The sequence below is a fragment of the Mycobacterium sp. 48b genome, from assembly GCF_048282725.1.
Lineage (GTDB): Bacteria > Actinomycetota > Actinomycetes > Mycobacteriales > Mycobacteriaceae > Mycobacterium.
Map to the genome: position 1 here is coordinate 3,270,455 of NZ_JBLVUL010000001.1, position 26,344 is coordinate 3,296,798.

Sequence of the window (26,344 nt, forward strand, 5' to 3'; positions counted from 1 at the left end):
GCTCTGGGTCGCGGTAGTTCCGGAATCTCAGTACTTCCCGAAGGCGAGCGCGACGTTGTGCCCACCGAATCCGAATGAATTGTTGATGGCGTACTTGTAGTCGCCCTGTCGCGGCTCACCGGCCACCACGTCCAGATCGATCTCCGGATCGAGGTTGCGCAGGTTGAGCGTCGGAGGGATGACGCCGTCACGCAGCGCCATCACCGTCAGGATGGACTCGACCGCACCGACCGCACCGACCGAGTGGCCGAGCGCGGACTTGGGCGCGTAGACCGCGGGCACATGGCCGCCCATCGCATTGTTGATCGCTTTACCTTCGGCCACATCGCCGACGTTGGTGCCGGTGGCATGTGCGTTGATGTGGTCGATGTCGGTGGGCTGCAGGCCTGCCAATTGGATGGCGCGGGTCATGGCGTAACCGGCCTGCTCGCCGTTGGGGTCGGGCGCCACGATGTGGTAGCCGTCGGAGGTCACGCTGGCCCCCATGAGTCGGCCCAGGATGTTGGCACCGCGTGCTTTGGCGTGCTCTTCGGTCTCGATGACCATCAGCGCACCGCCCTCGCCGAACACAAAGCCGTTGCGGTCCTTGTCGAACGGTCGGCAGGCGCCCGCGGGATCATCGTTGGTGTTGGACAACACGATGCGCATCTGGGCGAAGCCCGCGATCGGCACCGCTTCGATCTTGGTCTCGACGCCGCCGCAGATCGCGATATCGGCCTCTCCGAGCACGATCTGGCGCCAGGCGTTGGCAATGGCCTCCGAGCCTGACGCGCAGGCCGAGATCGAGGTACACACCCCGGCCTTGGCCTTGCGATCAAGCCCGACGGCCGCTGCCGCACCGTTGGGCATGTACATCTGGACGACGAGCGGTGAGACTGCGCGCAATCCCTTGGTCCGCATGCCGTCGTAGGCGAACACAAGCTCCTCGGAGGAGCCCATACCGGTGCCGATCGACACCATGAGACGGCGGGTATCGACCTCCGGGGAGCCTGCGTTGGCCCAGACCCGGCGGCCGATCACCGTCGACATCTTCTGCAAATATGACAGCCGGCGCAGTTCAACCCGCGTCAGCTCGTGATCGAAGTCCTCCAGGAGATGGCCGCCGATGCGAACCGGCAGGTCGTACTCCTCGACAAACGAGTCGGTGAGCGTGCGGATGCCGCTCTGACCGTCGAGCAACTTCTTCCAAGTGCTTTCAGCATCGGTTGCCAGCGCCGTTGACATGGCTACGCCGGTGACAACCACATTGGGAAGACCATTCCCAGTGGACAATCCCGCCATATTTACGGAGTTCTTCCTTCCGTGCATTCCCTCGGTTGTTCAGCCTCGGGAGTTACCTACGGACGTCTGCCCGCCCTCAGTACTTCCCAAAGGCCAGAGCCACATTGTGGCCACCGAACCCGAACGAGTTGTTGATGGCGTACTTGTAGTCGCCATAACGAGGCTCGCCCGAAACCACATCGAGATCGATGTCAGGATCCGGTGTCTCGTAGTTAAGCGTCGGGGGGATGACCCCGTCGCGCAACGCGAGGACCGTCAACACCGACTCCAGCGCACCGACTGCACCGATCGAGTGGCCCAGCGCCGACTTCGGCGCGTAGACCGCTGCGTTCTCGCATCCGGCAACGCGGATGGCGTTGGCCTCGGCGGTGTCACCGATCGGGGTGGCCGTGCCGTGGGCATTGATGTGGTCAATGTCCTTGGCTTCCAGACCCGCGGTTTCCATTGCCCGCTTCATCGCGGCACCGGCACGCTGACCGTTGTCCGCGGGAGCGACCATATGGAACGCGTCCGAGGTGATACCGGCACCCAACACACGGGCCAGCGGCTTGGCGCCACGGGCCAGGGCGTGCTCCTCGGTCTCGATGATCATCATCGCGCCGGCCTCGCCGAACACGAAGCCATCGCGATCCTTGTCGAACGGCCTGGACGCACCCGCGGGATCGTCGTTGCGGGTCGACATGGCTCGCATCATCGAGAACGCTGCGATCGGCAGGGCCTCGATACCGCCTTCCACGCCGCCGACGACGGCGAAGTCCGCGTCACCCATCACGATCTGACGCCAGCCGTGGGCGATGGCCTCAGAGCCCGACGAGCACGCCGACACCGGGGTGATGACCCCGGCGCGGGCGCCCAGCTCCAGGCCGGCGACCGCGGCCGCACCGTTGGGCATGATCATCTGAACGGCGAGCGGGCTGACCTTGCGGATCCCGCCCTCGTTCATCGCGTCGTAGGTCTCGACGATCTTCTCGCCACCGCCGAGACCGGTGCCGATCACGACCGAGAACCGGTCCGGATCGACCTCCGGCGCACCCGCGTTCTTCCATAGCCGGCGGGCCAGCACCAGAGACATGCGCTGCACGTAGGAATTACGGCGCAACTCGATGCGGGTCAGGTGACTGTCGACGTCATCGACGAGGTGACCACCGATACGCACCGGAAGGTCCCACTTGGTGACGAAGTCGTCGGTCAACTCACGGATGCCGCTTTCTCCGGCCAGGAGGCCCTTCCACGTGCTCTCGATGTCAGCAGCGAGCGCCGTGGTGGCCTCCACGGCAGTCACCACGACGTTCGGGAAGCCTCCGTTAGCAGTGGAAGGTTTTGTCATTCCGAGCCAAACTTCTCGCGCAGGGCGGCGGCGGCCTCGGGGTTCTCTTCCTCGAGCTTCTGGATGTAGGACACCACGTCACCGACGGTGCGCAGGCCGGCCAGATCCTCATCGGGGATCTTCACGCCGTACTTGTCCTCGGTCTGCACGGCGATCTCGACCATCGACAGCGAGTCGATGTCCAGGTCGTCGACGAACGACTTCTCGGGGGTCACCTCAGACGGCTCGATGCCTGTGACCTCTTCGATGATCTCAGCGAGACCGGCGATGATTTCTTCTTGACTGGCGGCCACAATGGCTCCTTCTTTTTGTTGACAACGCCCTCCGGGAGCGGAGGACATTCGGGACGTTCGGTTGAAACTGCCTATTCAGTTGTCGCTGGACTCACAGCTCGTCCAGGCCATCCAGGTCTGCGGGGGCCTTCACCGCGCGGGTCGGTGTGCCCTTCAGCTCACGCTTGGCGATGCCGACCAGGGTGCCCGCCGGCGGGAACTCGACGATCCCGGCGCGCTCGGCGCCAGAGAAACGGTCCCGCAGGGTGGCGGTGCACAGATCCCAGCGCACCGGCTTGGTCAGCTGGGACACCAGCTTCTCCATCGCATCGGCGGCCGAGGCGACCGGCTGGCCGTCCGCGTTCGACAGAAGTGTCGCGGTGGGCTCGGAGGTCGTTACAGAAGCAGCGGCAGCGGCGTAGCCGTCCAGCGCGGAAGCCATGTAATGGGTGTGGAACGCGCCTGCGGTCGCCAGTTGACGGACGCGGGCCTTGGCCGGCGGGTCCTCGGCGAGCTTCTCCAGTGCGGCGATCGCACCCGCGGCAACGATCTGGCCGGCGGCGTTGCGGTTGGCGGGAACCAGGTCCAGTGACTCCAGCCGGGCCAAGACCTCGGCTTCGTCGCCACCGAGCACCGCCGACATGCCGGTCGGCTCGACGGCGCAGGCCTTGGCCATCTCGGCGCCACGGGTGGCGGCCAGCTTGACCGCGTCGTCGGCGGAGATGACGCCGGCGATCGCGTAGGCGGCGATCTCACCGACCGAGTGGCCGGCGACGATGGTCTCTGCGGTCGCAGGCACACCGCGCTTGGCCAGTTCCTCGTAGGCCAGCAGCGTCGCGGCCACCACCAGCGGCTGCGTCACCGCGGTGTCGGTGATCTCCTCCGCGGTGGCGGTGGTTCCCAGGCGAGCCAGATCCAGACCGCTGATCTGCGACCACGTGGCGAGGCGATCGGCCGCACCGGGCAGCTCCAGCCAAGGGGAGAGCATGCCGGGGGTCTGCGATCCCTGTCCGGGAGCAAGCAATGCGAGCACGGGTTGAGGCACGTCATTAAGAGAACACTGTGAAGACGATTTTGTGGGGTGTAAGAGATTATGAACCTTGTCTTATGTTTTTGTAGGTTCCCCACAAAAGTGCATGTGATGCGACATGACCTTCACCTCAGCGAAATCTGTCACAGCCCCTCGGATATCCGGTGAGCCCAGTTCAGGCCCGCTGTCGGGTGGGATGTGCCGGCCGGATCGCCGGTATCACGACGGTTCCGGCGTTTAGCGTGCTCGGCTGGGACGCCTGTTTGCTCAATCTGCCGACTGTCGACGCAACGCGCAGCACGTAGGCGTCCCGCGGCACGGCCGGATCGCGGCCGGTGAAGTCGCCGATCCGTTTCAGCCGGTACCGCACGGTGTTTGGATGAACGAACAATTTGCGCGCGCAAGCTTCTATGGCGCCCCCGGAATCGAGGAACGCGTCGAGGGTCTCCGTGAGCGCCGGCCCGGCGTCGGCCAAAGGGCGCATGACCTCGATCTCCAGTGCTGCGATCGCGGTCGAGTCGCCCAGCAGGGCGCGTTCGGGCAGCAACTCTCGCGCCGACACCGGTCGGGGCGCGCCGGGCCAGCCGGCCACCGCGTTCATGCCGGAGATCGCCTCGGTGGCGCTGCGGTGTGCGGCGGTCAGCGTCGGGGAGGTCGGCCCGATCACGACCGGGCCGTCGGCGAACACCGACAGCAGGTCGACCAGGAAGCGGTCCGTTGCTGACAGCGGGCCGGACACGATCGTCACCAACCATGTCCCGTGCACATCGGACAGAGCCGACCGGTCGTGGCGCTTCACGACGTCGTGGATGTCATCGCGGGCCATGTCCAGTCGATCCGGGCGGGGCAGGCCGACGATCACCGTGGCAGGCACGGTGGCGTCCCAGTTCAGTGCGGCTGCCTGGGACTGCAGCTCGGGTCCGGAGTCGCCGCGCACCACCGCGTCGACGACGTTGGCCTCCATCCGGAGATCCCAGGCTCCGCGGGCCTCAGCCTGGTCGGCATACGCGCTGGCCGCCGCGAATGCCAGGTCCCGGCTGTAGCGCAAGATGCCCGCGGTCAGCGCGTTGAGCTGCTCCTCGGACCGGGCCAACAGCGGCACCACCTCTTCGAAGAACTCCATCGAGGTGCGCACCATCTCGACCGACTGGCGCAGTGCGATGCGACGGCGCAGGTCCTGGGGCACCACCTCGAAGGCCTGAGCCGTGTAGCTGACGTCGCTTTCCGGGTCCCGCATCCATTCGACGAAGTTGACCACGGCGGTCTGCACCACCAGCTGCACGCTGGCCCGCTGCGACGCGTCGAGGTCGGAGAAGAAGTCCAGGCGCTCGGCCATGGCGTGCACGGCCTCGGTCGCCAGGCGGCCCGAATACTGCTTCAACCGGCGCAGCGTCGAATCGGGCACCGTCTCGAGGACCTCGACGGTGGATTTCGGCGGAACGAACCGCTTGTCGGCCATTCCTAAAAGCTACGCCAAAATTATGGTGGATTCCTCCAAGTGCCCCTCCGGTGGGCGGTCACACTCTCAACTGTGACCGCCCCGTCCGGAGTGCTCGGCTAGGCGCTGCCGGTGTCGACGTAGGACACCGCGGCGGCGAACACGTCGTCGATCTTGTACTGCTTGGCCGCCGCGATCGCCACCGAGGGATCGATCTCGCCGTCACGGGCCAGCCCCTCCAACGCGGCCACCACCACCGACTCGGCGTCGGTGTTGAAATACCGCCGCGCGGCCGGACGGGTGTCGGAGAAGCCGAAGCCGTCGGTCCCCAGCGTGATGTAGGTGCCCGGGACCCAGGGCCGGATCTGCTCGGGCACCGCACGCATCCAGTCCGACACCGCCACCACCGGGCCTGCCGCGTCGGCCAGCGCGCTGGTCACGTGCGGGGTGCGGGCGGGCTGATCCGGATGGCGCAGCCGGTGCCGCTCGATCTCCACGCCCTCGCGGTTGAGCTCGCCCCAGCTGGTCACCGACCACACGTCGGCGGCGACGTCCCATTCGGCGGCCAGCATGTCCGCCGCGCGCAGTGCCTCGGGCATCGACACGCCCGAGGCCAGGATCTGGGCGGTATTCGTCCGTTGTTCCGGCGCCCGGCGGTACCGGTACATGCCGCGCAACAGCGCCTCGGTGTCCAGATCGGCCGGCTCGGCGGGCTGCACATAGGGCTCGTTGTAGATGGTGATGTAGAAGAACACGTTCTCGGCGTGCTCGCCGTACATCCGCTGCAGACCGCTCTCGATGATGTGGGCGATCTCGTAGGCGAACGCCGGGTCATAGGTCACCGCAGCCGGGTTGGTCGACGCCAGCAGCAGCGAATGGCCGTCGGCGTGCTGCAGGCCCTCGCCGGTCAGCGTGGTGCGCCCGGCGGTGGCCCCGAGCACGAAGCCCTTGGCCATCTGATCGGCCGCCGCCCACAGGCCGTCGCCGGTGCGCTGGAACCCGAACATCGAATAGAAGATGTAGATCGGGATCATCGGCTCGTTGTGGGTGGAGTAGGACGTGCCGACCGCGCTGAACGACGCGGTCGACCCGGCCTCGTTGATGCCCTCGTGCAGGATCTGGCCGACCTCGGATTCCTTGTACGCCAGCATCAACGCCGAGTCCACCGAGGTGTACAGCTGCCCGTTGCGGTTGTAGATCTTGAGGCTCGGGAACCACGAGTCCATGCCGAAGGTGCGGGCCTCGTCGGGGATGATCGGCACCAGGCGCGGTCCGATGTTCTTGTCCCGCAACAGCTCCTTGAACGTGCGCACGGTTGCCATGGTGGTGGCCACGGCCTGGTTGCCCGAGCCCTTCTTCAGCGCCTTGTAGGCGTCCGACGCGGGCAGCTGCAGTGGTGTGGACTTGTTGCGTCGCGCCGGAACGAACCCGCCCAGGGCGCGTCGACGGTCCAGCAGGTAGCGGATCTCGGGTGCCTCGGGCCCCGGGTGGTAGTACGGCGGCAGGTAGGGGTCCTGCTCCAGCTGCTCGTCGGTGATGGGCACCCGGGTGACGTCGCGGAAATCCTTGAGGTCTTGCAGCGCAAGCTTTTTCATCTGGTGCGTGGCATTGCGGCCCTCGAAGTGGCTGCCCAGCGTGTAGCCCTTGATGGTCTTGGCCAGGATGATCGTCGGCTGGCCCTTGTGCTCCATCGCGGCGCGGTAGGCGGCATACACCTTGCGGTAGTCATGACCGCCGCGCTTGAGGTTCCAGATCTCCTGATCTGTCATCGGCTCGACCAGGGCCTTGGTGCGCGGGTCGCGGCCGAAGAAGTGGTCGCGCACGTAGGCGCCGTCATTGGCCTTGTAGGTCTGGTAGTCACCGTCGGGCGTGGTGTTCATCAGGTTGACCAGCGCGCCGTCGCGATCGGCGTGCAGCAGGGCGTCCCATTCGCGGCCCCAGACCACCTTGATGACATTCCAGCCGGCTCCGCGGAAGAACGACTCCAGCTCCTGGATGATCTTGCCGTTGCCGCGCACCGGGCCGTCCAGGCGCTGCAGGTTGCAGTTCACCACGAAGGTCAGGTTGTCGAGCGCCTCGTTGGCGGCCACCTGGATCAGGCCGCGGCTCTCCGGCTCGTCCATCTCGCCGTCGCCGAGGAAGGCCCACACGTGCTGATCGGAGGTGTCCTTGATGCCGCGGTCGTGCAGGTAGTGGTTGAACCGCGCCTGGTAGATGGCGTTCATCGGACCCAGGCCCATCGACACCGTGGGGAATTCCCAGAAGTCGGGCATCAGGCGCGGGTGCGGGTAGGACGGCAGGCCGCCGCCGGGATGGCTGTGTTCCTGACGGAAACCATCCAGTTGGTCGGTCGTCAGCCGGCCCTCGAGGAAGGCGCGGGCGTAGATGCCGGGGGAGGCGTGGCCCTGGATGAAAACCTGGTCGCCACCGCCGGGGTGGGATTTGCCGCGGAAGAAGTGGTTGAACCCGACCTCGTACAGCGAAGCCGACGACGCGTACGTCGAAATATGGCCGCCCACACCGACTCCCGGACGCTGGGCGCGGTGCACCATGATGGCCGCGTTCCACCGGATCCAGGCGCGGAAGCGTCGCTCGACGTCCTCGTCGCCGGGGAACCAGGGCTCCAGTTCGGTGGGGATGGTGTTGACGTAATCGGTGGACGTCAGTGCCGGGATGGCGACGCGCTTCTCGCGCGAGCGCTCCAACAGCCGCAACATCAGGTAGCGCGCCCGCGCCGGGCCGGACCGCTCCAGCAACTCGTCGAACGACTCCAGCCATTCCGCGGTCTCATCGGTGTCGATGTCGGGAAGGTAGGAGGCAACTCCCTCGCGAATCACCCGGACCCGGTCGGGTTCGGCTGCGGTAGAGGAGTTTTGGGCCAGATCCTGGCGCACGAACTCGGTGGTCAACTTCCGCTCCTTGTTAGGCGGTAACAACTGACAGTGCTTGTGGCACCTTCTATCGTCCACCAATCTTGCCGCCTCGGTGTCGCTGGGGGTGGCGGTGCGGAAGTTACCCATCAGTTGCTTTGTGAACCGGTAACGTCTGCAGATCGTGCCGGTTGATGGGCAGTTTGGGGCAAAGGCGCGGATCGCCGCGTGCGCACTCGGTGGCGCCGCGGTGGTCGCGATGGTCGTGGTGGGTTGTTCGGCTGTTACCGGCGGTACCGCCCAGGTGGATTCTGCGGCGGCCCCCGAGTACCGGGCGTCGGTGAAGGCGTCGATCGAGGAGTCCTCGGCGAGCTCGGTGACCCGAGAATCCGAACGTCAGGCCTCCCTGACCACGCGCGCCGTGCACACCGTGTGCGAGGACCTCAGCACGTCAGCCGTGGACGCGGTCAACGCGGTCAACGGCTATGTCGAGGCCGTCAACAACAACGGCGACACCGCGGCCAAGGCGGGCCCTGCGATCGACGGGTTGAATCGCAGCGCCGATCTGGTCAGCTCCGGCCTGTCCGACGCGCTGTCACCGGATCTGCGCACCGCGCTGACCGAGTGGGTCGACTCGGCGAGAGCCCTCGTCACCGCCATTTCCGGCCACGTCGGCCCCGACCAGTTCAACGCGGCGTCCACACGCTCCAACACCGCCAGAGAGAACGCACTGACCAGATGCGACAAGGCTTACTGACCGGCGGGCCGACAAACTCGCCCGCCGGACACCCGCACTGGTGGGTCGCCGTGCGACGATAGGGCACAACACGCATCGCACGCGCGAATGAGGCGGGCAACGGACAGGTCTTGAGAGAGGCTCGAAGAAAGGTTAAGGAGGACGACGGTGGTCGCGGCGGCGGGGACGGACTCAGGCCCGAACTACGCCCACATCCTGGGGATCCAGAAGGATCAGATAGTCCAGGAACTGGGTTGGGACGAGGATAGCGACGACGACATCCGGGCCGACATCGAGGAAGCGTGCGGCTCCGAGCTGCTCGACGAGGACTCGGACGAAGTCGTAGATGTCGTATTGCTCTGGTGGAGAGACGACGACGGGGATCTGGTCGACCGGCTCATGGACGCCATCACCCCACTCGCCGAGGACGGCGTGATCTGGGTGGTGACCCCCAAGACCGGTAAGCCCGGGCACGTGCTGCCCGCAGAGATCGCCGAATCGGCGCCGACGGCGGGTCTGATGCAGACCTCGTCGGCCAAATTGGGGGACTGGACGGCGAGCCGGTTGGTACAGCCGAAATCGAAGGCCGCCGGAAAGCGGACCTGATGCTCGCTGTCGGGGCCCCGGCGCCAGATTTCACGCTCCGGGACCAGAACGGCAGGCCGATCACGCTCAGCGCGTACCGCGGTGCCAAGGATGTGCTGCTGGTGTTCTTTCCGTTGGCGTTCACCGGCGTGTGTGAGGGCGAACTCGGTGAGATCCGCGACAAGCTGCCGCTCTACGAGAACGACGACACCGCGACCCTGGCCATCTCGGTCGGCCCGCCACCGACGCACAAGATCTGGTCCATCGAAAGCGGATTCACGTTCCCGGTGCTGTCGGATTTCTGGCCGCACGGCGCGGTCACCCAGGCCTACGGCGTGTTCAACTCCGATGCCGGATACCCGAATCGGGGCACGTTCGTCGTCGACCGGGCCGGCCAGATCCGCTTCGCGGAGATGATGGATCCGGGTCAGCCGCGCGATCAGGCGGTGTGGCGGGAGGCGCTGGCGGCCTTAAGGGTCTGACAAATCTCTCGGGGGATTTCCGGTCACGCCGTTTCGGCGTGTACCGTGCCTCCGACGGGGCGCGTAGCTCAGTGGTAGAGCTCTGGTTTTACACACCAGCGGTCGGCGGTTCGATACCGTCCGCGCCCACCAAGGATCATCATCAGCCCGACGCGCGGCTTTCCGTGCAGGACAACGGCTCAGGCCGCCTGCGTCAGGCGATCAGAACGCCGCGGGTGTGGACTGGCGTCATCCCTTGCAGTGCAGGTCGACGTAGACCGTGGTGTAGCGCGTTTGGGTGCCCACCTGGCCGGCCGGTCCCCGGATGATCCAGTTGTTCTTGACGTCGTGGCCGTCGCGCACCGCACTGACGGTGCACTGATCCACCGAGTTGTTGCCGACCTTGGCGACGATGACGTTGTAGCCGTCGGCCTTCAACTTGTCGATGGTCTCCTGCGCGGACGGGTTCGACGGTGCGGCGACGGCGGGAGCGGCCGTTATCAGGCCCAAGGCCGCTGCACCTCCGATAATCGCCACAACACCGGTCATTCGGTTATATCTTGGTCCCTTCATGATTGGAAACACCACCTTTCCAGTAGGTGAAATATCCTTCAGTCTAAGTTCGAATAGAGGTGGCATCGACCACCTCATATCGAAATCACATGTTCTCACCGGATGGTTTCCCACGGAGAATTCATATGAATCGAATGGCTAATTCATAGAGGATGCAGTGGAAATGACGGCCGGCGTCATAGAGTGCGCCATCGGCGGTCCTGAGGTGAATTGCGTTCTAGAGGGTCATTCCCCTGGCCGCAGCATGTATCCGACCCCACGGACGGTGTGGATGATCGGCGAACGGCCGGTGTCGATCTTCTTCCGCAGATATGAGATGTAGAGGTCGACGATGCTCGACCGGCCGCCATATCCGTAATTCCACACACGGTCCAGAATCTCGGCGCGGCTGAGTGCACGGCGCGGGTTGCGCATCAAGTAGCGCAGCAGCTCGAATTCGGTGGCGGACAACGACACGGGGACTCCGTCGCGCAACACTTCACGACTGGCGTCGTCAAGCACCAGATCGCCAACCTGTAGCGTCTCGACCTCAGGTGATGCCACGTCGCTGGACCTGCCCAGCAGACCCCGCAGCCGCGCCATCAGCTCTTCGAGGCTGAACGGTTTGGTCATGTAGTCATCGGCTCCCGCCGCCAGCCCCGGTGTGCGGTCCATTACCGAATCGCGCGCAGTGAGGAGCAGGGTTGGCGTATAGCTGGCGGACTCCCGGACGCGTCGCAGAACCTCCAGGCCGTCGATATCGGGCAGCATGACGTCGAGCACCACGACATCTGGGTCGGTCTCGTCGAAACTTCTGACAGCTTGCTGGCCGTTGCGAGCGACTTCCATCACCCAGCCCTCGTAGTGCAGGGCCATCTTCACCAGGTTGGCCAGCGCCGGCTCATCGTCCACTAGCAGAACCCGAATGGGTGAACCGTCGGCACGGTGAATGCGCGGCTGCTGACCGAAGACGGCCCCCTGGGGCCGCTGCACACCTGTGACAGACACCGACGTCATGATTTCATTTTCCTGCCGACGGCTATGGCTGTCACCGAGGTCATATCGACTCCTAATGTGCGCAGCTCGCGATACGTTGAATGACGCGTCGAACTGCATTCGAAGGGCAAATATTTGGGTTCGCTATGCGTCGCTCCGCATTGCTTGACGCCACTTTCTGACGATTAATAGCCTGGTAGTGGAAAACGGGTAAGCGCTCATCGCCTACCCGCGAGTGAATTCGTTCGTGAATATTGCACATCTTTCTTTTGGGTTCGGTTTCGGGTCTGATTCGGCTCCGACCATTGACCGAAGGAGCCTGCCATTTCGCAGCGACTGACGCCGGCCACTCAGCGGCCCTCCGGTGAGCCCGTTGGCCCATCGGAGCAGTCGCGTCTGCACTCACTGCTGCGCTATGACCTGCCGGCGTCGCTCGTCGTCTTCCTCGTCGCGCTGCCGTTGTCGTTGGGTATCGCCGTTGCCTCCGATGCACCGGTGCTCGCCGGAATCATCGCCGCGATCGTCGGCGGCATCGTGGTGGGCATTCTGGGTGGCTCACCGCTGCAGGTGAGTGGACCTGCCGCCGGGTTGACGGTCATCGTCGCCGGGCTCGTCGCCGAGTTCGGTTGGGCTGTTACCTGCGCGATCACCATCTGTGCAGGCGTACTCCAGGTCTTGCTGGGGCTCAGCCGAATTGCCCGCGCGGCGCTGGCGATTTCACCGGTCGTCGTACACGCGATGCTTGCCGGCATCGGCGTCACGATCGCGTTGCAGCAGACTCACGTGCTGCTCGGCGGTGACTCCGCAAGCTCCGCCTGGCGCAACGTCACCGGACTCCCCGGGCAGGTGCTCGATGCGAACGGGCCCGGTGCGTTCCTCGGCTTGCTCGTCATCGGGATACTCGTCGCATGGCGCTGGATGCCCGCGCGGGTGAAGGCGGTACCTGGTCCGCTCGTGGCGATCCTCGGCGTGACAGTGCTCTCGCTCGCCGCACCATTCGACGTATCGCGGATCAAGATCGACGGCTCGCTGGTCGACGCCCTGCAACTACCGAACCTGCCCGATGGCAATTGGGGCGCGTTCGCCACGGGCGTGCTGACGGTGGCGCTGATCGCCAGCGTCGAAAGCCTGTTGTCCGCCGTGTCGGTAGACCGCATGCAAAGCCGCGCACCGCGCACCAATTTCGACCGCGAGCTGATCGGTCAGGGTGTGGCCAACATAGCGTCGGGCTCCATCGGCGGCCTGCCGGTGACCGGTGTGATCGTCCGCAGCTCCACCAACGTCGCCGCCGGTGCCCAGACCCGCGCGTCGGCGATCCTGCACGGCGTGTGGGTGCTGGCGTTCGCGGTACCGTTCGCGGGTCTGGCCAAGTTGATACCGACGTCGGCCCTGGCCGGCCTACTCATCGTGATCGGCATACAACTGGTCAAATGGGCCCACATCAAAACAGCGTGGCGCACCGGCGACCTTGCGGTCTACGTCGTCACGATCGTCGGTGTGGTGTTCCTCAACCTGCTCGAGGGCGTACTGATCGGACTGGCGCTTGCCATTTCGCTGACCGTCTGGCGGGTCGTGCGAGTCAAGATCACTGCCGATCCCGCCGGCGACGGTGAGTGGCGCGTCGTCATCGACGGTTCGGTGACGTTCCTGTCGCTCCCAAGACTCAACAGCGTGCTGGCGTCGGTGCCGGAGGCGTCGCATGTCACCGTCGAGTTGTCGATTGACTTCATCGACCATGCCGGTTACGAGACCATCGACAGCTGGCAGCGTCAGCAGGTCGCGTCGGGCGGCAGCGTTGACATCCACGACGTCGGCGCGGTCGAGATGGACAGTGCCGTTGCCGGCCCGCCGATGCGCGGCTTCACCCCAATCGACAAACGCGCCGGCGTGGTGCCCTGGAGCTCCTGGCAACCGCGGCTGCGGCCGTCGGTCCTGCACGGGCTGTCGGTCTACCACCGCCGCACCGCGCCCTACATCCGGTCGCACATGAAGGAGTTGGAGCACGCCCAGCGTCCCGAGACGCTGTTCATCACATGTGCCGATTCGCGGATCGTGCCCAACGTGATCACCAGCAGTGGACCTGGCGACCTGTTCACAGTCCGCAACGTAGGTAACTTCATCCCCACCGGTCGGCAGGACGTGTCGACGGACGCTGCGATCGCATTCGCGGTGAAGACCCTCGACGTGTCGTCGATCGTGGTGTGCGGACATTCCAGCTGTGGTGCCATGAACGCGGTATTGCGCGATGGCCCAGGCCAATCCACTGGTGACGAAGTGCTGGACACCTGGCTGGAGTATGCGTGGCCGACGCTGGCCGCCTTCGACGGTGGTTGCCATCCGATCGCGCAGTCGGCAGCCGCCGAAGGCTTCGACACCGTTGATCAGCTGAGTATGGTGAACGTGGCGCTGCAGGTGCAGACGCTGACCGAGCATCCGTTGTTGCGCGAGCGTTATCAGCAGGGACGGCTCGACATTCTCGGGCTGTTCTATGACATCCCCAGCGCGGCGGTGCTACAAGTGACGCCGACCGAGGTGAGCACAATCGAGCTGGGCCGCGCCCGGTCGTAGTGCGTATCCCGGATCGTCGTGTCGTGCCCTCGTCATTCCGTGGGGCGCAGCATGTATCCGACTCCGCGCACGGTGTGGATCATCGGCTGGTGGCCCGCGTCGACCTTCCGGCGCAGGTACGAGATGTAGAGGTCGACAATGCCCGATTTGCCGCCGAAACCGTAGTTCCACACCTGATCGAGTATCTCCGCGCGACTGAGAGCCCGCCGCGGATTACGCATCAGATACCGGAGCAACTCGAACTCGGTCACGGTCAGCGTCAACGGTGTACCGCCGCGGGTCACCTCGTGGCTGGCTCCGTCGAGCACGATGTCGCCGACCCGCAGCACCTCATCGACCGGAGGTGCAATATGGCTGGACCGGCGCAGCAAACTCCGTAGCCGAGCGACGAGCTCATCCAGGCTGAACGGCTTGGTCATGTAATCGTCGGCGCCGGCGGTCAACCCCGATACCCGATCCACCACCGAATCACGCGCGGTGAGAAACAAGGTTGGGGTATACGTCTCGGCCGCCCGCACTTGTTGCAAGATCTGCAACCCGTCGACGTCGGGCAGCATGATGTCCAGCACGACAACATCCGGCTCGGTGTCGGTGAACATGGCCATTGCGTCGCTGCCGTTGTGGGCGACGTCGACGTTCCAGCCCTCGTACCGCAGTGCCATCGTCACCAGATTGGTCAGGGCCGGCTCGTCGTCGACCAGCAACACCCGGATCGGTGACCCGTCAGCACGATGCATCCGGGGTAGTTGACCGAGCATCGCCTGCCGGGGAGCTTGTCCACGTGGAGACACTGACATCGCTGCCATAACACCATTGTCCGGAGGCATAGATTACTGTCACACGGTTCATGCCAAATTCATATTCGAATACTTCTCATGTAAAAATCTTGATATCGAAATACTTTGCGCCTGAGAGGTGCGGTGTCAATCGGGCGTGGCTGCGGGTGGGATCCGGGCTTGTGAGCTCAAAGATGCTCGGCCACAACACAAAAAGAGACATCCGACACCGCTCGGCGGTGCCTGGATCCTGCCCGCTGGTGCCGATGGCCCATCTGCACTCGAAATAGTTCACACGAAACCTGATCGCCATTGCCGGCTGCCAGGGACGAATATTGATGCGATAAATGCTCTGCCTGATGTACCGCAGACAAGGGCCCTACCGAATTTCGAATCTAGGACCACACCGGCTTGGCGCGCTTCAGCTCGAGTCGCTGGCCGCGCATGGCGGTGTCACCCGAGCACGACGGGCTGTCCCGGGAGAACTTCATGTTGACGAACCCCGTGAGATCGCGCCTGACGACGTACTTGAACGCAACCGGACCCGTCTTCTGCTGCGGGCTGCCGGGCTTGCACTGCATGCCGGGGTTGACGCGCTCACCGACCCAGGCGCCCTTGTGCCGATCGGCGGCCGAGTCCCACGACAGGTCCAGCTGCCACGCGCCCTCCGGCGCGGGTGAGTGCACGCGCAGGCATCGGGGCCCGCAGCCGGTCAGGGTCCAGTCATAGGGGTGCGGCGCGGCATTGCCTGCGACTTCGGTGACGATGTAGACGCCCGGCCGAGGCAGCGGCGGAGCCGGTGGCTCAGGCGGGGCGGCCGGCGGGCCGGATGACTGCAGGCCGCCGAGCGCGAATCCGATTGCCAGCGAAACGGCAACCAGGACAATGGCGTCTTTCAAAGGGACCTCCGCGTCGGATCATATCCGCGCGGGCCCGCGATACCCTGCGGTACCACCAGAGTTCAGTTCCCGGCGAAGAACTCCAGGGCGATGCCGTCGGGATCGCGGAAGCTCAGCCCAGACCCGTACGGCGCGTCGACGATCCCGCCGTGGGCGATGCCCAGCCCGTCGAGCCGCTCCACCCAGGCCTGCAGGTCCGCACGTGAGGCGCAGCCGAAACCGACATGGTCCAGACCCACCCGGAACTCGCTGAAACGCTCGTCGGGCGCGGGACTCCGGTGTTGATGGATGCCGAACAGCGTGCCGCCCTCCAGCAGCCACACCAGGTGATGAAAGCCGGCGTCGGTGTCCTCGTCGAGCACCGGATCGGCGCCGAACAGCGTGCGGTACCACGGGCCGCTGACCGCCAGGTCGCGGACGGTGACCGCCACATGAGCCAGCGCTGGAAACGTCATCTTCGCCTCCTCTTTCAGACCACTCGTTTGCCGAAGCGGTCACGGATCCGCATGTCCCACAGGTAAAGCTGGTAGCCCAGCAACCACAATTCGCGCGGGATCACGCGATCCGCCACCCGCAGCCCGGTCAACAAGCGTTCGAAACGCCTTTGTTGATCGGCAGTCCAGTTCATCCGCATGTGACCCCGGAACTCCGCAGGCAGGAACCCGGTGGTGGCGAACAGGTTGAACCGCCCGGCCAGCAGGCGTATCGGCGCGGGCAGGAACGCCATCGCGGCGACCCCGTGCAGGTGCTCACGCACCGGCGGGTCGATCCGCAGGTCCTGCAGCGACTGCTTCCAATACGCGTCGAACGCGTCGCGATCCTCGGGCCACATCTCTTCGCGCACCTGCAGAGTGGTGCCAAGTGCGCGGGCGTCGGCATAGACCGCGTCGGCGGATTCCTCGTCGAGCGGCCCGTAGAGGAACTCGTGCATGTCGACGTAATAGCGGTAGAGGCAAGCTGCCACCCACAGCTGCAGACGCGGGTCGAAAGCGTTGTAGGACACCGGGCTTGACTCCCGTGAACGAACCAGCGCATGCACTCTGTCGATCTGGGCGCGCAGCAGCGCCCGGTCGGCGTCGGTGCCCATGGTGGCTGCCGCAAGGTAGGTGCCGGTGGTGCGGGCCCGTTTGAACGGATGCTTGTAGACGTTGCCGCTGTCCACCGGGCTCTCCAGGACGCCGTAACCGACACCCGGCGCGGACAACTGCATGATCACGTTGGCCGCGGGCAGCAACGCCGCCGCCGGGTTGAGCAGATCGGTGACCCGTCGCGGACGACGTGGCGGACCCAGCCTCATGAATTCGAGTAGATCACTTGTGAGACGCTGCCGGGGTGTTTGCGCGCAGAAGCCGACCGGTCCGGCGGGGCCGGGCCGCCGGGATCGCCCTGGGATTCCTGGCCGACCTGCTGCTGGCTGATCCGCGCCGCGGACATCCGGTGGCCGGGTTCGGCACTGGCGCAGCACGGTTGGAAAAGCTGACCTACTCCGACAACCGCGGGGCAGGTGTCCTGCATACCGGGCTGTTGCTGGGCGGGCTGGCCGGGCTGGGCTGGGCCGCGGGCCGCGGCGACCGGATCTGGGCGACGGCGGCGGCCACCTACGTCGCGCTCGGCGGTACATCGCTCAACCGCGTCGGGCGTCAGATGTCGAGGCTGCTCACCGCCGACGACGTGCCCGGTGCCCGACGGCTGCTGCCCTCCCTGTGCGGGCGGGATCCCGCCGCGCTGGATGCCCCGGGCCTGACCCGGGCCACCGTGGAGTCGCTGGCCGAGAACACCTCTGACGCCCAGGTCGCACCGCTGTTCTGGGCGGCGATCGGTGGGGTACCCGGGGTGCTGGTGTACCGGGGGGCCAACACGCTGGACGCCATGATCGGGCACCGCTCGTCGAGGTACAACTACTTCGGTTGGGCTGCAGCCAGATTCGACGATGTACTGAACTATCTGCCGGCCCGGCTGACCGGCGTGCTGGCGGTGCTGTGTGCGCCGGTGGTGGGCGGGTCACCGGCCGCGGCGTTGCGTGCCTGGCAGCGCGACGCCTCCCGTCACCCCAGCCCCAATGCCGGAGTCGCCGAGGCATCCTTCGCCGGGGCGCTCGGGGTGCGGCTGGGCGGCCCGACGCAGTACGCGCATCAGCTGGAGATCCGGCCCACCCTCGGTGACGGGCGCATCCCCGCGGTGGCCGACGTGGCCCGCGCGGTGCGGCTCTCCCGCGCGGTGCAGGCATCCGCGGCCGCGGTGGCGGTGCTGCTGGCGCTCAGCGGCGCTTTCCGTAGCGGTCGGCGAGCTTTTCCTCGCTGGTGAGCTCCCGGGCCGGCTCGTCGGAGGCCTTCTGCGCGGCGGCTCGTTCGCGCCGGCGTTGCTGTACCTCGGCGTAGACGAAGTAGCCCAGTCCCAACGGGGCGACGATCCCGAACGCGATCCACTGGATGCCGTAGGACAGGAACGGCCCGGCATCGAGGTGGGGAAGCGAGATCTCCCCGAGCCCGCCGGGCTGGTCGGCCACCAACTGCAGATACGACCCGGCCAATGGAACCCCGGTGATCGAGGAGATCTGCTGGGTGTTGATCGAATACACCTGCTGCGCGCCATCCTCGCCGCGGAACGGCTCCTTGCCCACGACACGGGCTTCCGCATCACGCAGCCGCGCTGTGATCGTCACCTGGCCCGTCGGTGCGGCCGCGAACTCGGGCACCTTGTTGCCGTCGATGGGGGTGATGAAGCCGCGATCGACCAGCACCACCGGCCCGCCGTCGACGGCGAACGGGGTGAGCACCTCGAAGGCCGGTTCGCCGTCGACCACCCGCAGCCGGACCAGCACCTCAGCCTTGGGCAGGTAGTGGCCGGCAGCGGTGACCCGCTGCCACTGCGAGTCGGGTGCGACCGAATCCTGGTGCGGCAGAAGGGTGGTGACCGGAACCGGATCAGCCTGCAGCGAATGGCTGATCTGGTTGTTCTCCCGCGAGGTCTTGGTGTTCTTGCCCAACTGCCACGGCGCCAGCACGGTGAAACACAAGTACGCGAATGCCGCCACCACGATGAACAGCGCGATCCACTGGGGCCGCAGCAGGAACGTCAGCCGCTTCATCAGGCCACGATTCCCCGGGCTGTCAGAGCCTGATCGACCCAGGTGTGCAGCCCGGGCAGGGACGCCTCGATCACGGTGAACACATCCTCGAAATCGGCCTTGGCGCCGTAGTAGGGATCCTCCACATCGCGAGCATGCGCGCCCCAGCGCGGGTCGAACGACCGCAGCATCCGCAGCCGGTCGCCCGGAACCCCCAGATCGGTCAGGATGCGCAGGTGGTTGCGACCCAGCGCGACCACCATGTCGGCACCGAGATGGTCGTCAGAAATCTGGGCGGCGACGTGATCGCTGGGATAACCGCGCTCGCCCAGAACCAGGCAGGCACGCTCGTCGGCGCCATCACCGGCATGCCAGCCGCCGGTCCCGCCGCTGCTCACCCGAACCACATCGGCCAGGCCGCGTTCGCTGATCTGGTGGGCGAACATCTTCTCGGCCATGGGGGAGCGGCAGATGTTGCCCGAACACACGAAGGTGACGTGCAGAACCGGCTCAGTGGAAACCTCAGACACCGAGCACCTCCCGAAGCGCCGCGACGGTGTCGACGTGGGCGTGCGCGGTCACGGCGGTCGGGCCGGCGAAGTCCGTGGCGCCGTAGCCCCAGCCGACCACGACGGTGTCGATGCCGTGCTCGGCCGCGCCCTCCACATCGTGCATCCGGTCACCGACCATCAGGACGCGCTGCGGCAGGGGGTGCAGCTGGGCCAGGGCGTAGGCGACCACGTCGGCCTTGGCTGCCCGCACGCCGTCGGGGCTGGCCCCGGCGATCACCTCGAAATAGCCGTCCAGGCCGAAATGCTCCAGGATGCGCCGCGCGGTGGGCTCCGCCTTCGAGGTCGCGACGGCCAGCCGCACCCCGGCCTGCTTCAGGTCGGCGAGCAGCGCATCGACACCGTCGAACAGGCTGTTCATCGACCAGCCGCGGCTTGTGTAATCGGCGCGGTAGGCCGCGATCGCCGCATCGGCGTCGAAGCTCGTCTCGCCGGCACTCAGGGCCTGCAACGTCTCGTGCATGGGCGGGCCGACGATGCGTCCCGCCAGGTCACCCTCCGGGACGCCGGCACCGACCTGGGCCAGGGCATGGCGGAAACTCGACACGATCCCGGCCGCCGAATCGGTCAGCGTGCCGTCCAGATCGAACAGCACCAGCTGCGGTCGGGTGAGTTCCAGCGTGTCAGTCACGTGCCCATTCTCCCGTATGCCGCGAGCAGCCCTCCGACCACTAGTGTCGTGCTGTGCCAAACCCACCCCGCGCAGGCGCCCGCTACCACGGCGACCAGGCCGCATTGCCGGGCATGCTGGACTTCGCCGTCAACGTGCGGCCCGGCGGTCCGCCGGTCTGGTTGACCGACCGGTTGGCATCCCGGCTGCCCGACCTGGGCAGCTACCCGAGCGAACCCGATCAGCGCCGGGCCGTCGACGCGGTCGCCACGCGCCACCGCCGCGCTGCCGACGAGGTGGCCCTGCTGGCCGGTGGAGCCGAGGGATTCGCCCTGCTCGCGGGGTTGCGGCCGCAGCTGGCCGCGCTGATCGCCCCGTCGTTCACCGAACCCGAAGCGGTCCTGGCTGAGGCCGGGGTACCGATCCACCACGTGGTGTTGCCCGCACCGTTCACCCTGAGCGGTATCGCGGTGCCGGACGAGGCCGACCTGGTGGTGGTCGGCAACCCGACCAATCCCACCGGGGTGCTGCACCGCCGCGAGGACATCCTGGCGTTGCGCCGGCCGGGCCGACTGATCGTCGTCGACGAAGCGTTCGCCGACGCCATCCCCGGTGAGGCCGAGACACTGGCCGGAGAATCGCTGCCCGACGTACTGGTGCTGCGTAGCCTCACCAAGACGTGGGCACTGGCCGGGCTGCGGGTCGGATATGCCCTCGGCGCCCCGGACGTACTGGCCCGGCTCACCGCGCCCCGCCCACACTGGCCGCTGGGCACACTGCAGCTGGAGGCGATCGCTGCGGCCGGCAGTCCCGAGGCGGTGGCCGAGGCCGCAGCCCGGGCCCGCCGCCTCGCCGAACTCCGGGCTGCGATGGTCGCCGGGCTCGACGAGCTCGGACTGGACGTGGTGGCCGGCGACGCGCCATTTGTGCTGTTCACGGTCCCCGATGCGGAGCTGATGCGAAAACATCTGGAAAGCAAAAGCATTGCGGTACGCCGTTGCGATACTTTCGTGGGCCTGCCGGAGAATTACCTGCGCGCCGCGGTGCGGCCGGAATGGCCCGCACTGATCGACGCCATGACGGAGGTGCTGCGATGACCGCGCGACCGGTCGGGGTGCCATTGACCGACGTGATCGCCGCGTTGGACGCGGCGTACCCGCCGCAGCTGGCCCACGACTGGGACTCGGTGGGGCTGGTGTGCGGCGATCCCGACGAGGCGGTCGAATCGGTCACGATCGCGGTCGACCCGACCGAGGCTGTGGTCGACGAGGTACCCGAACGCGGGCTGCTGCTGGCGCATCACCCGCTGCTGCTGCGCGGTGTGGACACCGTCGCGGCCGACACCGCCAAGGGCGCGTTGATCCACCGGTTGATCCGCACCGGCCGCGCCTTGTTCACGGCGCACACCAATGCCGATGCGTCCTCGCCCGGCGTGTCCGATGCGCTGGCCGAGGCGCTGGGCCTGACCGTCGACGCGGTGCTGTCACCGGCGGCGTCCGGTCCCGATCTGGACAAATGGGTGGTGTTCGTACCCGCGACGGACGCGGCGAAGGTGCGAGAGGCGTTGTTCGACGCGGGCGCCGGGCGCATCGGCGATTATTCGCATTGCAGTTGGGGAGTGGCGGGAACCGGACAGTTTCTGCCGCACGACGGCGCCACCCCGGCCATCGGTGAGGTGGGCACCGTCGAGCAGGTGGCCGAGGACCGGGTGGAGGTGATCGCGCCCTCGCGGCTGCGCGCGACGATCCTGTCCGCCCTGCGCGCCGCTCATCCCTATGAAGAACCGGCCTTCGACATCTTCGCGCTCGCCCCGATCCCCGGTGACGTGGGAATCGGCCGAATCGGCGAGCTGGAGCGCCCGATCTCGTTGTCGGCCTTCGCATCCCGGGTGCGGTCAGCACTGCCGGCGACCTCGTGGGGGGTGCGCACCTCGGGTGATCCCGATGCCATGGTGTCGCGGGTCGCCGTGTGCGGGGGAGCGGGCGACTCCCTGCTGGGGACGGTGGCCCGGGCTGGCGTACAGGCCTATGTCACATCGGATTTACGGCACCACCCGGCCGACGAGCACCGCCGGGTCTCACCGGTCGCACTGATCGACGTGGCGCACTGGGCCACCGAGTTCCCCTGGTGTGCCCAGGCGGCCGGGGTGCTGCGCGGGCGGTTCGGTGGTGCGCTGGAAGTGCGGGTGTCGTCGGTTCGCACCGATCCGTGGAACGTCGAGTGCTGACCGCGGCGAACGCAATGAACGCAGGAAAACACAGCTACATGAAAGTCAGGGCATGAAAGCCGAAGTAAAACAACAACGTTCGCTTCTCGCGCTGACGGAGGTCGATGCCGAACTCGGGCGCATCGCGCACCGCGCCAAGAACCTGGCCGAGCAGAAGCAGGTGGACGAGGCGCAGGCCGAGCACGCCGCCGCCAGTGACGGGGTGGGCGTCCTCGGCATCGCACTGGAAGACCTGGAAGCCCAGGTGACCAAGCTCGAGAGCGAAATCGACTCGGTACGTCAGCGTGAGGACCGCGACCGCGGCCTGATCGACGGCGGCACGGTGGGCGCCAAACAGGTCGCCGAGATCCAGCACGAACTGGAAACATTGCAGCGCAGGCAATCCAGCTTGGAGGACTCGCTGCTGGAGCTCATGGAACGGCGCGAGGAACTGTCGAATCAGCAGGCCGAGGCGCTGCAGCGCATCGACGACCTGCAGAGCGCCCTGTCGGCGGCACAGCAGGCCCGCGATGCCGTACTGGTGGAGATCGACCAGGCCAAGCACCAGGCGGTAACTCGCCGCGACGGGCTGGTGAGCGTCATCGATCCTGAACTCGTCGCTCTCTACGAACGCCTGCGGGCCCGGGGCGGTGCGGGTGCCGGGCTGCTCCAGGGCCGGCGCTGCGGCGCCTGCCGGATCGAGATCGACCGCGGCGAGAGCGCCCGGATCGCCGCGGCCGCCGAGGACGACGTGCTGCGCTGCCCCGAATGCGGGGCGATCCTCTTGCGGATCAAGCAGTGAAGGTTCTCGTCGAAGCCGACGGCGGTTCCCGGGGCAATCCCGGACCGGCGGGCTACGGCGCCGTGGTGCTCGACTCCGACCACGATGCGGTGCTGGCCGAGCGCAAGGAAGCGATCGGCCGGGCCACCAACAACGTCGCCGAGTACCGCGGACTGATCGCCGGTTTGGAGGCGGCCACCGAGCTGGGCGCTGTCGAGGTGGCGGTGTCGATGGATTCCAAGCTCGTCGTGGAACAGATGTCGGGGCGCTGGAAGGTCAAGCATCCCGATCTTGTTCCGCTGCAACGCCGGGCCGCCGAACTGGCCGGTGGTTTCGAACGGGTCAGCTACTCCTGGATCCCGCGGGAACGCAACAGCCATGCCGACCGGCTGGCGAACGAGGCCATGGACGCGGCCGCGGGCATCGCCGGTGAGCAGCCTGCGCCCGAGCCGGCCACGGAGCCTGCGCAGGCCGAGAAGGCCGCACTGTCGGCGCCGGGGTGGACCGGTGCCACCGGTGCCCCCACCCGGCTGTTGCTGCTGCGGCACGGCCAGACCGAACTGTCGATCGCCCGCCGGTATTCGGGCCGCGGGAACCCGGCCCTGACCGAGGAAGGGCGCAGGCAGGCCGACGCGGCCGCGCGCTATCTGGGTGCACGCGGCGGCGTCGCTGCCGTGGTGACCTCACCGCTGGAGCGGGCGTACGAGACTGCGGCGGCTGCGGCCAAGGCGCTCGGCGTCGACGTCCGCGTCGATGACGACCTGATCGAGACGGACTTCGGTGAATGGGAAGGGCTGACGTTCGCCGAAGCCGCGCAACGGGATCCGGACCTGCACCGGCGCTGGCTGCGGGACACGAGCGTCGAGCCGCCCGGTGGCGAGAGCTTCGATGCGGTGGCTCACCGGGTCCGGCGGGCGCGCAACCGGATCATCGCCGAGTACGGCCCGGCGACGGTCCTGGTGGTCTCCCATGTGACGCCGATCAAGACGGTCCTGCGGCTGGCGCTCGATGCCGGTGAGGGAATCCTGTACCGGCTGCATCTGGATCTGGCATCGCTGTCGATCGCCGAGTTCTATGCCGACGGAGGATCTTCGGTGCGATTGGTGAACCAGACCGCGTACCTGTAGTCAGGCGTGCAGGTGTAACTGCTCGCCGTGCGGACCGAAGATGGTGATGGCCTCGACCGGGCCGTCGACCACGCCGAACCAGTGCGGTGTCCACGTCGAGAATTCCACGGCCTCACCGGGATTGACGACGAAGTCCTGCTCGCCCAGGATCAGGCGCAGTTGTCCGGACAGCACGTACATCCAGTCGCGCCCTTCATGGACGGGGAATTCGGCGGGAGGCTTGCGGCGCTTGGCGCTGATCCGGATCTTGTAGGCGTGTAATCCCGCCGCCGGCCCCTGCCGGGTCAACGGCCAGTAGGTGATGTCGTGGTGAGTGTGTGAGCTGCCGGTGACCCGGGGATCCTCGGCCTGGGGCGTGCGCAGCAACTCGTCGGTGGTGACCGAGAGCGCGGCCGCCAACCGGGGCAGGTGGTCCAGGGCCAGTCTGCGCTTGCCCGACTCCAGCCGGCTCAGGGTGGAGACGTCGATCTGCGCGCGGCGCGCGACGTCTTCCAGGGTGAGTCCGCGTTGAGCCCGCAACTCGCGCAGCCGGCTCCGGACCAGGGCGTCGATGTCGGCCGGCTCAGCAGCGTTTGCCTCCATGGCAAAACAGCTTGGCACTTTGCCATGTGATTGGGCAAGCTCGAAGACATGGACAACATCTGGGATTGCGTCATCGTCGGTGGCGGAGCGGCCGGTCTGAGTGCGGCGCTGGTACTTGGCCGGGCCCGGCGGCGCGTGCTGCTGGTCGACGCGGGCAATCAGAGCAACCTGGCCGCACACGGCATCGGCGGGCTGCTGGGCAGCGACGGCCGCCCACCCGCAGGCCTCTATGCGGCGGGCCGCGCCGAATTGGCCGCCTACCCCACGGTCGAGGTGCGCACCGGCGAAGTCGTGCGCGGGGAGCCGGGATTCGTGCTCGAGCTGGCCGACGGGACCCGCGAGCAGGCCAGGACGGTGCTGCTGGCCACCGGCATGGACTACCGGGGGCCGAACATCGACGGGCTCGAAGAGCTGTGGGGTGCTTCGGTTTTCCACTGCCCGTTCTGCCATGGCTGGGAGATGCGCGATGCTCCGGTCGCCGTGATCGCCCAGGGGGACCGGGCCGTGCACTCGGCGTTGATGATGCGCGGCTGGACCGAGGATCTGGTGGTCCTCACCAACGGGGACAGCGGGCTGGACGAGGCACAGGTCAAGCAGCTGGATGCGGCCGGAATCAGTGTCGACGAGCGTCCGATCGCCCGCTTCGTCGCGCGCGACGGCGACCTGGCGGCCGTCGTGTTCACCGACGGCAACCGGCTGGACCGGCGCGGGGCACTTGTCGCGGCGACACTGCATCAACGTTCGGCACTGGCGGCGCAACTCGGTGCCGTCTCGGCGCCGGGGCCGATCGCCGCGGATGCGCTCGTCGTCGACGCGTTCGCTCGCACCTCGGTGCCCGGGCTGTTCGCCGCGGGGGATCTAGGTGCCCAGTTGCCGCAGGTGGCCACGGCGGTGGCATCGGGCAGCCAGGCCGGCGCCGCCGTCGTCCAGCACCTGCTCGGCGAAGACGTCGGGCTCCCCGCGCCGCCCTGGCCCGCTCAGACGGCCGTCACGGCCCAGTACTGGGAACGCCATTACGGGCAGCGCGGCCGCATCTGGAGCGGACGGGTCAACGCCCAACTGGCCAAGATCGCCGCGGATCTGCCGGCGGGCCGGGCGCTGGATCTCGGCTGTGGCGAGGGCGGTGACTCCGTCTGGCTGGCCGAGCAGGGCTGGCGGGTCACCGGCGTCGACGTCTCCGACACCGCGCTCGCCCGCGCTGCGGCCGAGGCGCAGGAACGGGGTGTGGCGGACCGCATCACGTTCGAACGGCACGACCTGTCCGAGAGCCTCCCGTCGGGCCGCTTCGACCTGGTCTCGGCCCAGTTCCTGCAATCGCCGATCGCCATGGACCGTGCCGGGCTGCTGCGTCGCGCCGCCGGTGCGGTCGCCGACGGCGGTCTGCTGGTCATCGTCGATCACGGCGCCGCGCCGCCTTGGGCGCCCGAGCATGTCCGGAAGTTCCCGTTCCCCAGTGCCGATGACGTCGTCGATTCACTGAAGCTCGATGAGGCGCAATGGGAACGGATCCGGGTGGGAACCGACGAGCGGGAGGCGACGGGGCCCGACGGGCAGCCCGGCATCCTGATCGACAACGTGATGGTGCTGCGGCGGCGGTGACGGGCGGCCCCC

General features: G+C 67.0%; 26 protein-coding genes and 1 tRNA gene. 11 read left to right on the forward strand and 16 right to left on the reverse strand.

Translation table 11 applies throughout. The features are described 5' to 3' along the window. Positions 1–27: 27 nt before the first annotated feature. From kasB to aceE, 6 genes are all read right to left on the reverse strand, one after another. Entirely contained in the window at positions 28–1,281 is a 1,254-nt protein-coding gene (kasB, locus tag ACNQR1_RS15855) for a 3-oxoacyl-ACP synthase KasB (RefSeq protein WP_418047149.1), read from the reverse strand. Between the two features lie 76 nt (positions 1,282–1,357). Further along, positions 1,358–2,608: a 3-oxoacyl-ACP synthase KasA gene (gene kasA, locus ACNQR1_RS15860; RefSeq protein ID WP_418047150.1), complete on the reverse strand. Its 1,251-nt coding sequence runs from the start codon at positions 2,606–2,608 to the stop codon at positions 1,358–1,360. Continuing rightward, positions 2,605–2,901: a meromycolate extension acyl carrier protein AcpM gene (gene acpM, locus ACNQR1_RS15865; RefSeq protein ID WP_003884427.1), complete on the reverse strand. Its 297-nt coding sequence runs from the start codon at positions 2,899–2,901 to the stop codon at positions 2,605–2,607. The genes kasA and acpM overlap by 4 nt, the downstream gene beginning before the upstream one ends. 91 nt (positions 2,902–2,992) lie before the next feature. Then, positions 2,993–3,913: an ACP S-malonyltransferase gene (locus ACNQR1_RS15870; protein WP_418050382.1), complete on the reverse strand. Its 921-nt coding sequence runs from the start codon at positions 3,911–3,913 to the stop codon at positions 2,993–2,995. Between the two features lie 172 nt (positions 3,914–4,085). Further along, positions 4,086–5,369: a PucR family transcriptional regulator gene (locus ACNQR1_RS15875; protein ID WP_418047151.1), complete on the reverse strand. Its 1,284-nt coding sequence runs from the start codon at positions 5,367–5,369 to the stop codon at positions 4,086–4,088. Between the two features lie 98 nt (positions 5,370–5,467). Next, positions 5,468–8,257 (reverse strand): pyruvate dehydrogenase (acetyl-transferring), homodimeric type, encoded by a 2,790-nt coding sequence (aceE, locus tag ACNQR1_RS15880; protein WP_418047152.1) that lies wholly within the window; start codon positions 8,255–8,257, stop codon positions 5,468–5,470. A gap of 145 nt (positions 8,258–8,402) precedes the next feature. Here aceE and ACNQR1_RS15885 point away from each other — a divergent pair, with 145 nt between their 5' ends. The 4 genes from ACNQR1_RS15885 to ACNQR1_RS15900 all read left to right on the forward strand — a co-directional run bounded on the left by ACNQR1_RS15885 (position 8,403) and on the right by ACNQR1_RS15900 (position 10,153). After that, positions 8,403–8,975, forward strand: coding sequence for a hypothetical protein (locus tag ACNQR1_RS15885; RefSeq protein ID WP_418047153.1), 573 nt, complete (start codon positions 8,403–8,405; stop codon positions 8,973–8,975). A gap of 147 nt (positions 8,976–9,122) precedes the next feature. Next, positions 9,123–9,560 (forward strand): DUF3052 domain-containing protein, encoded by a 438-nt coding sequence (locus tag ACNQR1_RS15890; RefSeq protein ID WP_418047154.1) that lies wholly within the window; start codon positions 9,123–9,125, stop codon positions 9,558–9,560. Further along, on the forward strand, positions 9,560–10,021 hold the full coding sequence (locus tag ACNQR1_RS15895) for a peroxiredoxin (RefSeq protein ID WP_418047155.1): 462 nt from the start codon (positions 9,560–9,562) through the stop codon (positions 10,019–10,021). The genes ACNQR1_RS15890 and ACNQR1_RS15895 overlap by 1 nt, the downstream gene beginning before the upstream one ends. Positions 10,022–10,078: 57 nt before the next feature. Next, positions 10,079–10,153 (forward strand) — tRNA-Val (locus ACNQR1_RS15900). A 96-nt stretch (positions 10,154–10,249) separates the two neighbouring features. On the opposite strand, the gene ACNQR1_RS15905 is transcribed toward ACNQR1_RS15900, so the two are convergent. Both ACNQR1_RS15905 and ACNQR1_RS15910 read right to left on the reverse strand, forming a co-directional pair. After that, positions 10,250–10,510 carry a hypothetical protein gene (locus ACNQR1_RS15905; RefSeq protein WP_418047156.1) on the reverse strand — a complete coding sequence of 87 codons (261 nt, stop codon included), beginning with the start codon at positions 10,508–10,510 and terminating at the stop codon, positions 10,250–10,252. 288 nt (positions 10,511–10,798) lie between these two features. Next, positions 10,799–11,569: a response regulator transcription factor gene (locus ACNQR1_RS15910; protein ID WP_418047157.1), complete on the reverse strand. Its 771-nt coding sequence runs from the start codon at positions 11,567–11,569 to the stop codon at positions 10,799–10,801. Between the two features lie 315 nt (positions 11,570–11,884). On the opposite strand from ACNQR1_RS15910, the gene ACNQR1_RS15915 reads away from it, so the two are divergent. Further along, a complete protein-coding gene (locus tag ACNQR1_RS15915; RefSeq protein WP_418050383.1) occupies positions 11,885–14,116 on the forward strand; it encodes a SulP family inorganic anion transporter in 2,232 nt (743 codons plus the stop codon). Positions 14,117–14,148: 32 nt separating this feature from the next. Here ACNQR1_RS15915 and ACNQR1_RS15920 read toward each other — a convergent pair whose 3' ends face one another. From ACNQR1_RS15920 to ACNQR1_RS15935, 4 genes are all read right to left on the reverse strand, one after another. Next, positions 14,149–14,922 (reverse strand): response regulator transcription factor, encoded by a 774-nt coding sequence (locus ACNQR1_RS15920; RefSeq protein ID WP_418047158.1) that lies wholly within the window; start codon positions 14,920–14,922, stop codon positions 14,149–14,151. Between the two features lie 365 nt (positions 14,923–15,287). Beyond that, entirely contained in the window at positions 15,288–15,791 is a 504-nt protein-coding gene (locus tag ACNQR1_RS15925) for a hypothetical protein (protein WP_418047159.1), read from the reverse strand. Positions 15,792–15,853: 62 nt separating this feature from the next. Beyond that, the gene (locus tag ACNQR1_RS15930; protein ID WP_418047160.1) at positions 15,854–16,246 is read right to left on the reverse strand and encodes a VOC family protein; all 393 of its coding nucleotides are present in this window, start codon (positions 16,244–16,246) and stop codon (positions 15,854–15,856) included. A gap of 14 nt (positions 16,247–16,260) precedes the next feature. Further along, complete coding sequence (locus ACNQR1_RS15935; RefSeq protein ID WP_418047161.1) at positions 16,261–17,088, reverse strand: oxygenase MpaB family protein; 828 nt, start codon at positions 17,086–17,088, stop codon at positions 16,261–16,263. 35 nt (positions 17,089–17,123) lie between these two features. Between ACNQR1_RS15935 and ACNQR1_RS15940 the strand changes: the two genes are divergently transcribed. Next, positions 17,124–18,095, forward strand: a complete 972-nt coding sequence (locus ACNQR1_RS15940; protein ID WP_418047162.1) for a cobalamin biosynthesis protein — start codon at positions 17,124–17,126, stop codon at positions 18,093–18,095. Here the strand turns inward: ACNQR1_RS15940 and ACNQR1_RS15945 are convergent. Genes ACNQR1_RS15945 through ACNQR1_RS15955 form a run of 3 tightly spaced genes read right to left on the reverse strand, consistent with a single transcriptional unit; the run spans position 18,049 to position 20,058 of the window. Further along, positions 18,049–18,879 carry an SURF1 family protein gene (locus ACNQR1_RS15945; RefSeq protein WP_418047163.1) on the reverse strand — a complete coding sequence of 277 codons (831 nt, stop codon included), beginning with the start codon at positions 18,877–18,879 and terminating at the stop codon, positions 18,049–18,051. The two genes, ACNQR1_RS15940 and ACNQR1_RS15945, sit on opposite strands and share 47 nt — an antisense overlap. After that, entirely contained in the window at positions 18,879–19,388 is a 510-nt protein-coding gene (locus ACNQR1_RS15950) for a low molecular weight protein-tyrosine-phosphatase (protein ID WP_418047164.1), read from the reverse strand. Before ACNQR1_RS15950 ends, ACNQR1_RS15945 begins: the two co-directional genes overlap by 1 nt. Then, entirely contained in the window at positions 19,381–20,058 is a 678-nt protein-coding gene (locus tag ACNQR1_RS15955; protein ID WP_418047165.1) for an HAD-IA family hydrolase, read from the reverse strand. The genes ACNQR1_RS15950 and ACNQR1_RS15955 overlap by 8 nt, the downstream gene beginning before the upstream one ends. A 53-nt stretch (positions 20,059–20,111) precedes the next feature. On the opposite strand from ACNQR1_RS15955, the gene cobC reads away from it, so the two are divergent. Genes cobC through ACNQR1_RS15975 form a run of 4 tightly spaced genes read left to right on the forward strand, consistent with a single transcriptional unit; the run spans position 20,112 to position 24,151 of the window. Then, a complete protein-coding gene (cobC, locus tag ACNQR1_RS15960) occupies positions 20,112–21,134 on the forward strand; it encodes an Rv2231c family pyridoxal phosphate-dependent protein CobC (protein ID WP_418047166.1) in 1,023 nt (340 codons plus the stop codon). Beyond that, positions 21,131–22,264: a Nif3-like dinuclear metal center hexameric protein gene (locus tag ACNQR1_RS15965; protein ID WP_418047167.1), complete on the forward strand. Its 1,134-nt coding sequence runs from the start codon at positions 21,131–21,133 to the stop codon at positions 22,262–22,264. The genes cobC and ACNQR1_RS15965 overlap by 4 nt, the downstream gene beginning before the upstream one ends. A gap of 52 nt (positions 22,265–22,316) precedes the next feature. Then, positions 22,317–23,045 (forward strand): zinc ribbon domain-containing protein, encoded by a 729-nt coding sequence (locus tag ACNQR1_RS15970; RefSeq protein ID WP_418047168.1) that lies wholly within the window; start codon positions 22,317–22,319, stop codon positions 23,043–23,045. After that, on the forward strand, positions 23,042–24,151 hold the full coding sequence (locus ACNQR1_RS15975) for a bifunctional RNase H/acid phosphatase (RefSeq protein ID WP_418047169.1): 1,110 nt from the start codon (positions 23,042–23,044) through the stop codon (positions 24,149–24,151). The genes ACNQR1_RS15970 and ACNQR1_RS15975 overlap by 4 nt, the downstream gene beginning before the upstream one ends. Here ACNQR1_RS15975 and ACNQR1_RS15980 read toward each other — a convergent pair whose 3' ends face one another. Continuing rightward, on the reverse strand, positions 24,152–24,733 hold the full coding sequence (locus ACNQR1_RS15980; RefSeq protein WP_418047170.1) for a helix-turn-helix domain-containing protein: 582 nt from the start codon (positions 24,731–24,733) through the stop codon (positions 24,152–24,154). A 48-nt stretch (positions 24,734–24,781) separates the two neighbouring features. On the opposite strand from ACNQR1_RS15980, the gene ACNQR1_RS15985 reads away from it, so the two are divergent. Beyond that, positions 24,782–26,332 carry an FAD-dependent oxidoreductase gene (locus ACNQR1_RS15985; protein ID WP_418047171.1) on the forward strand — a complete coding sequence of 517 codons (1,551 nt, stop codon included), beginning with the start codon at positions 24,782–24,784 and terminating at the stop codon, positions 26,330–26,332. Positions 26,333–26,344 lie beyond the last annotated feature (12 nt).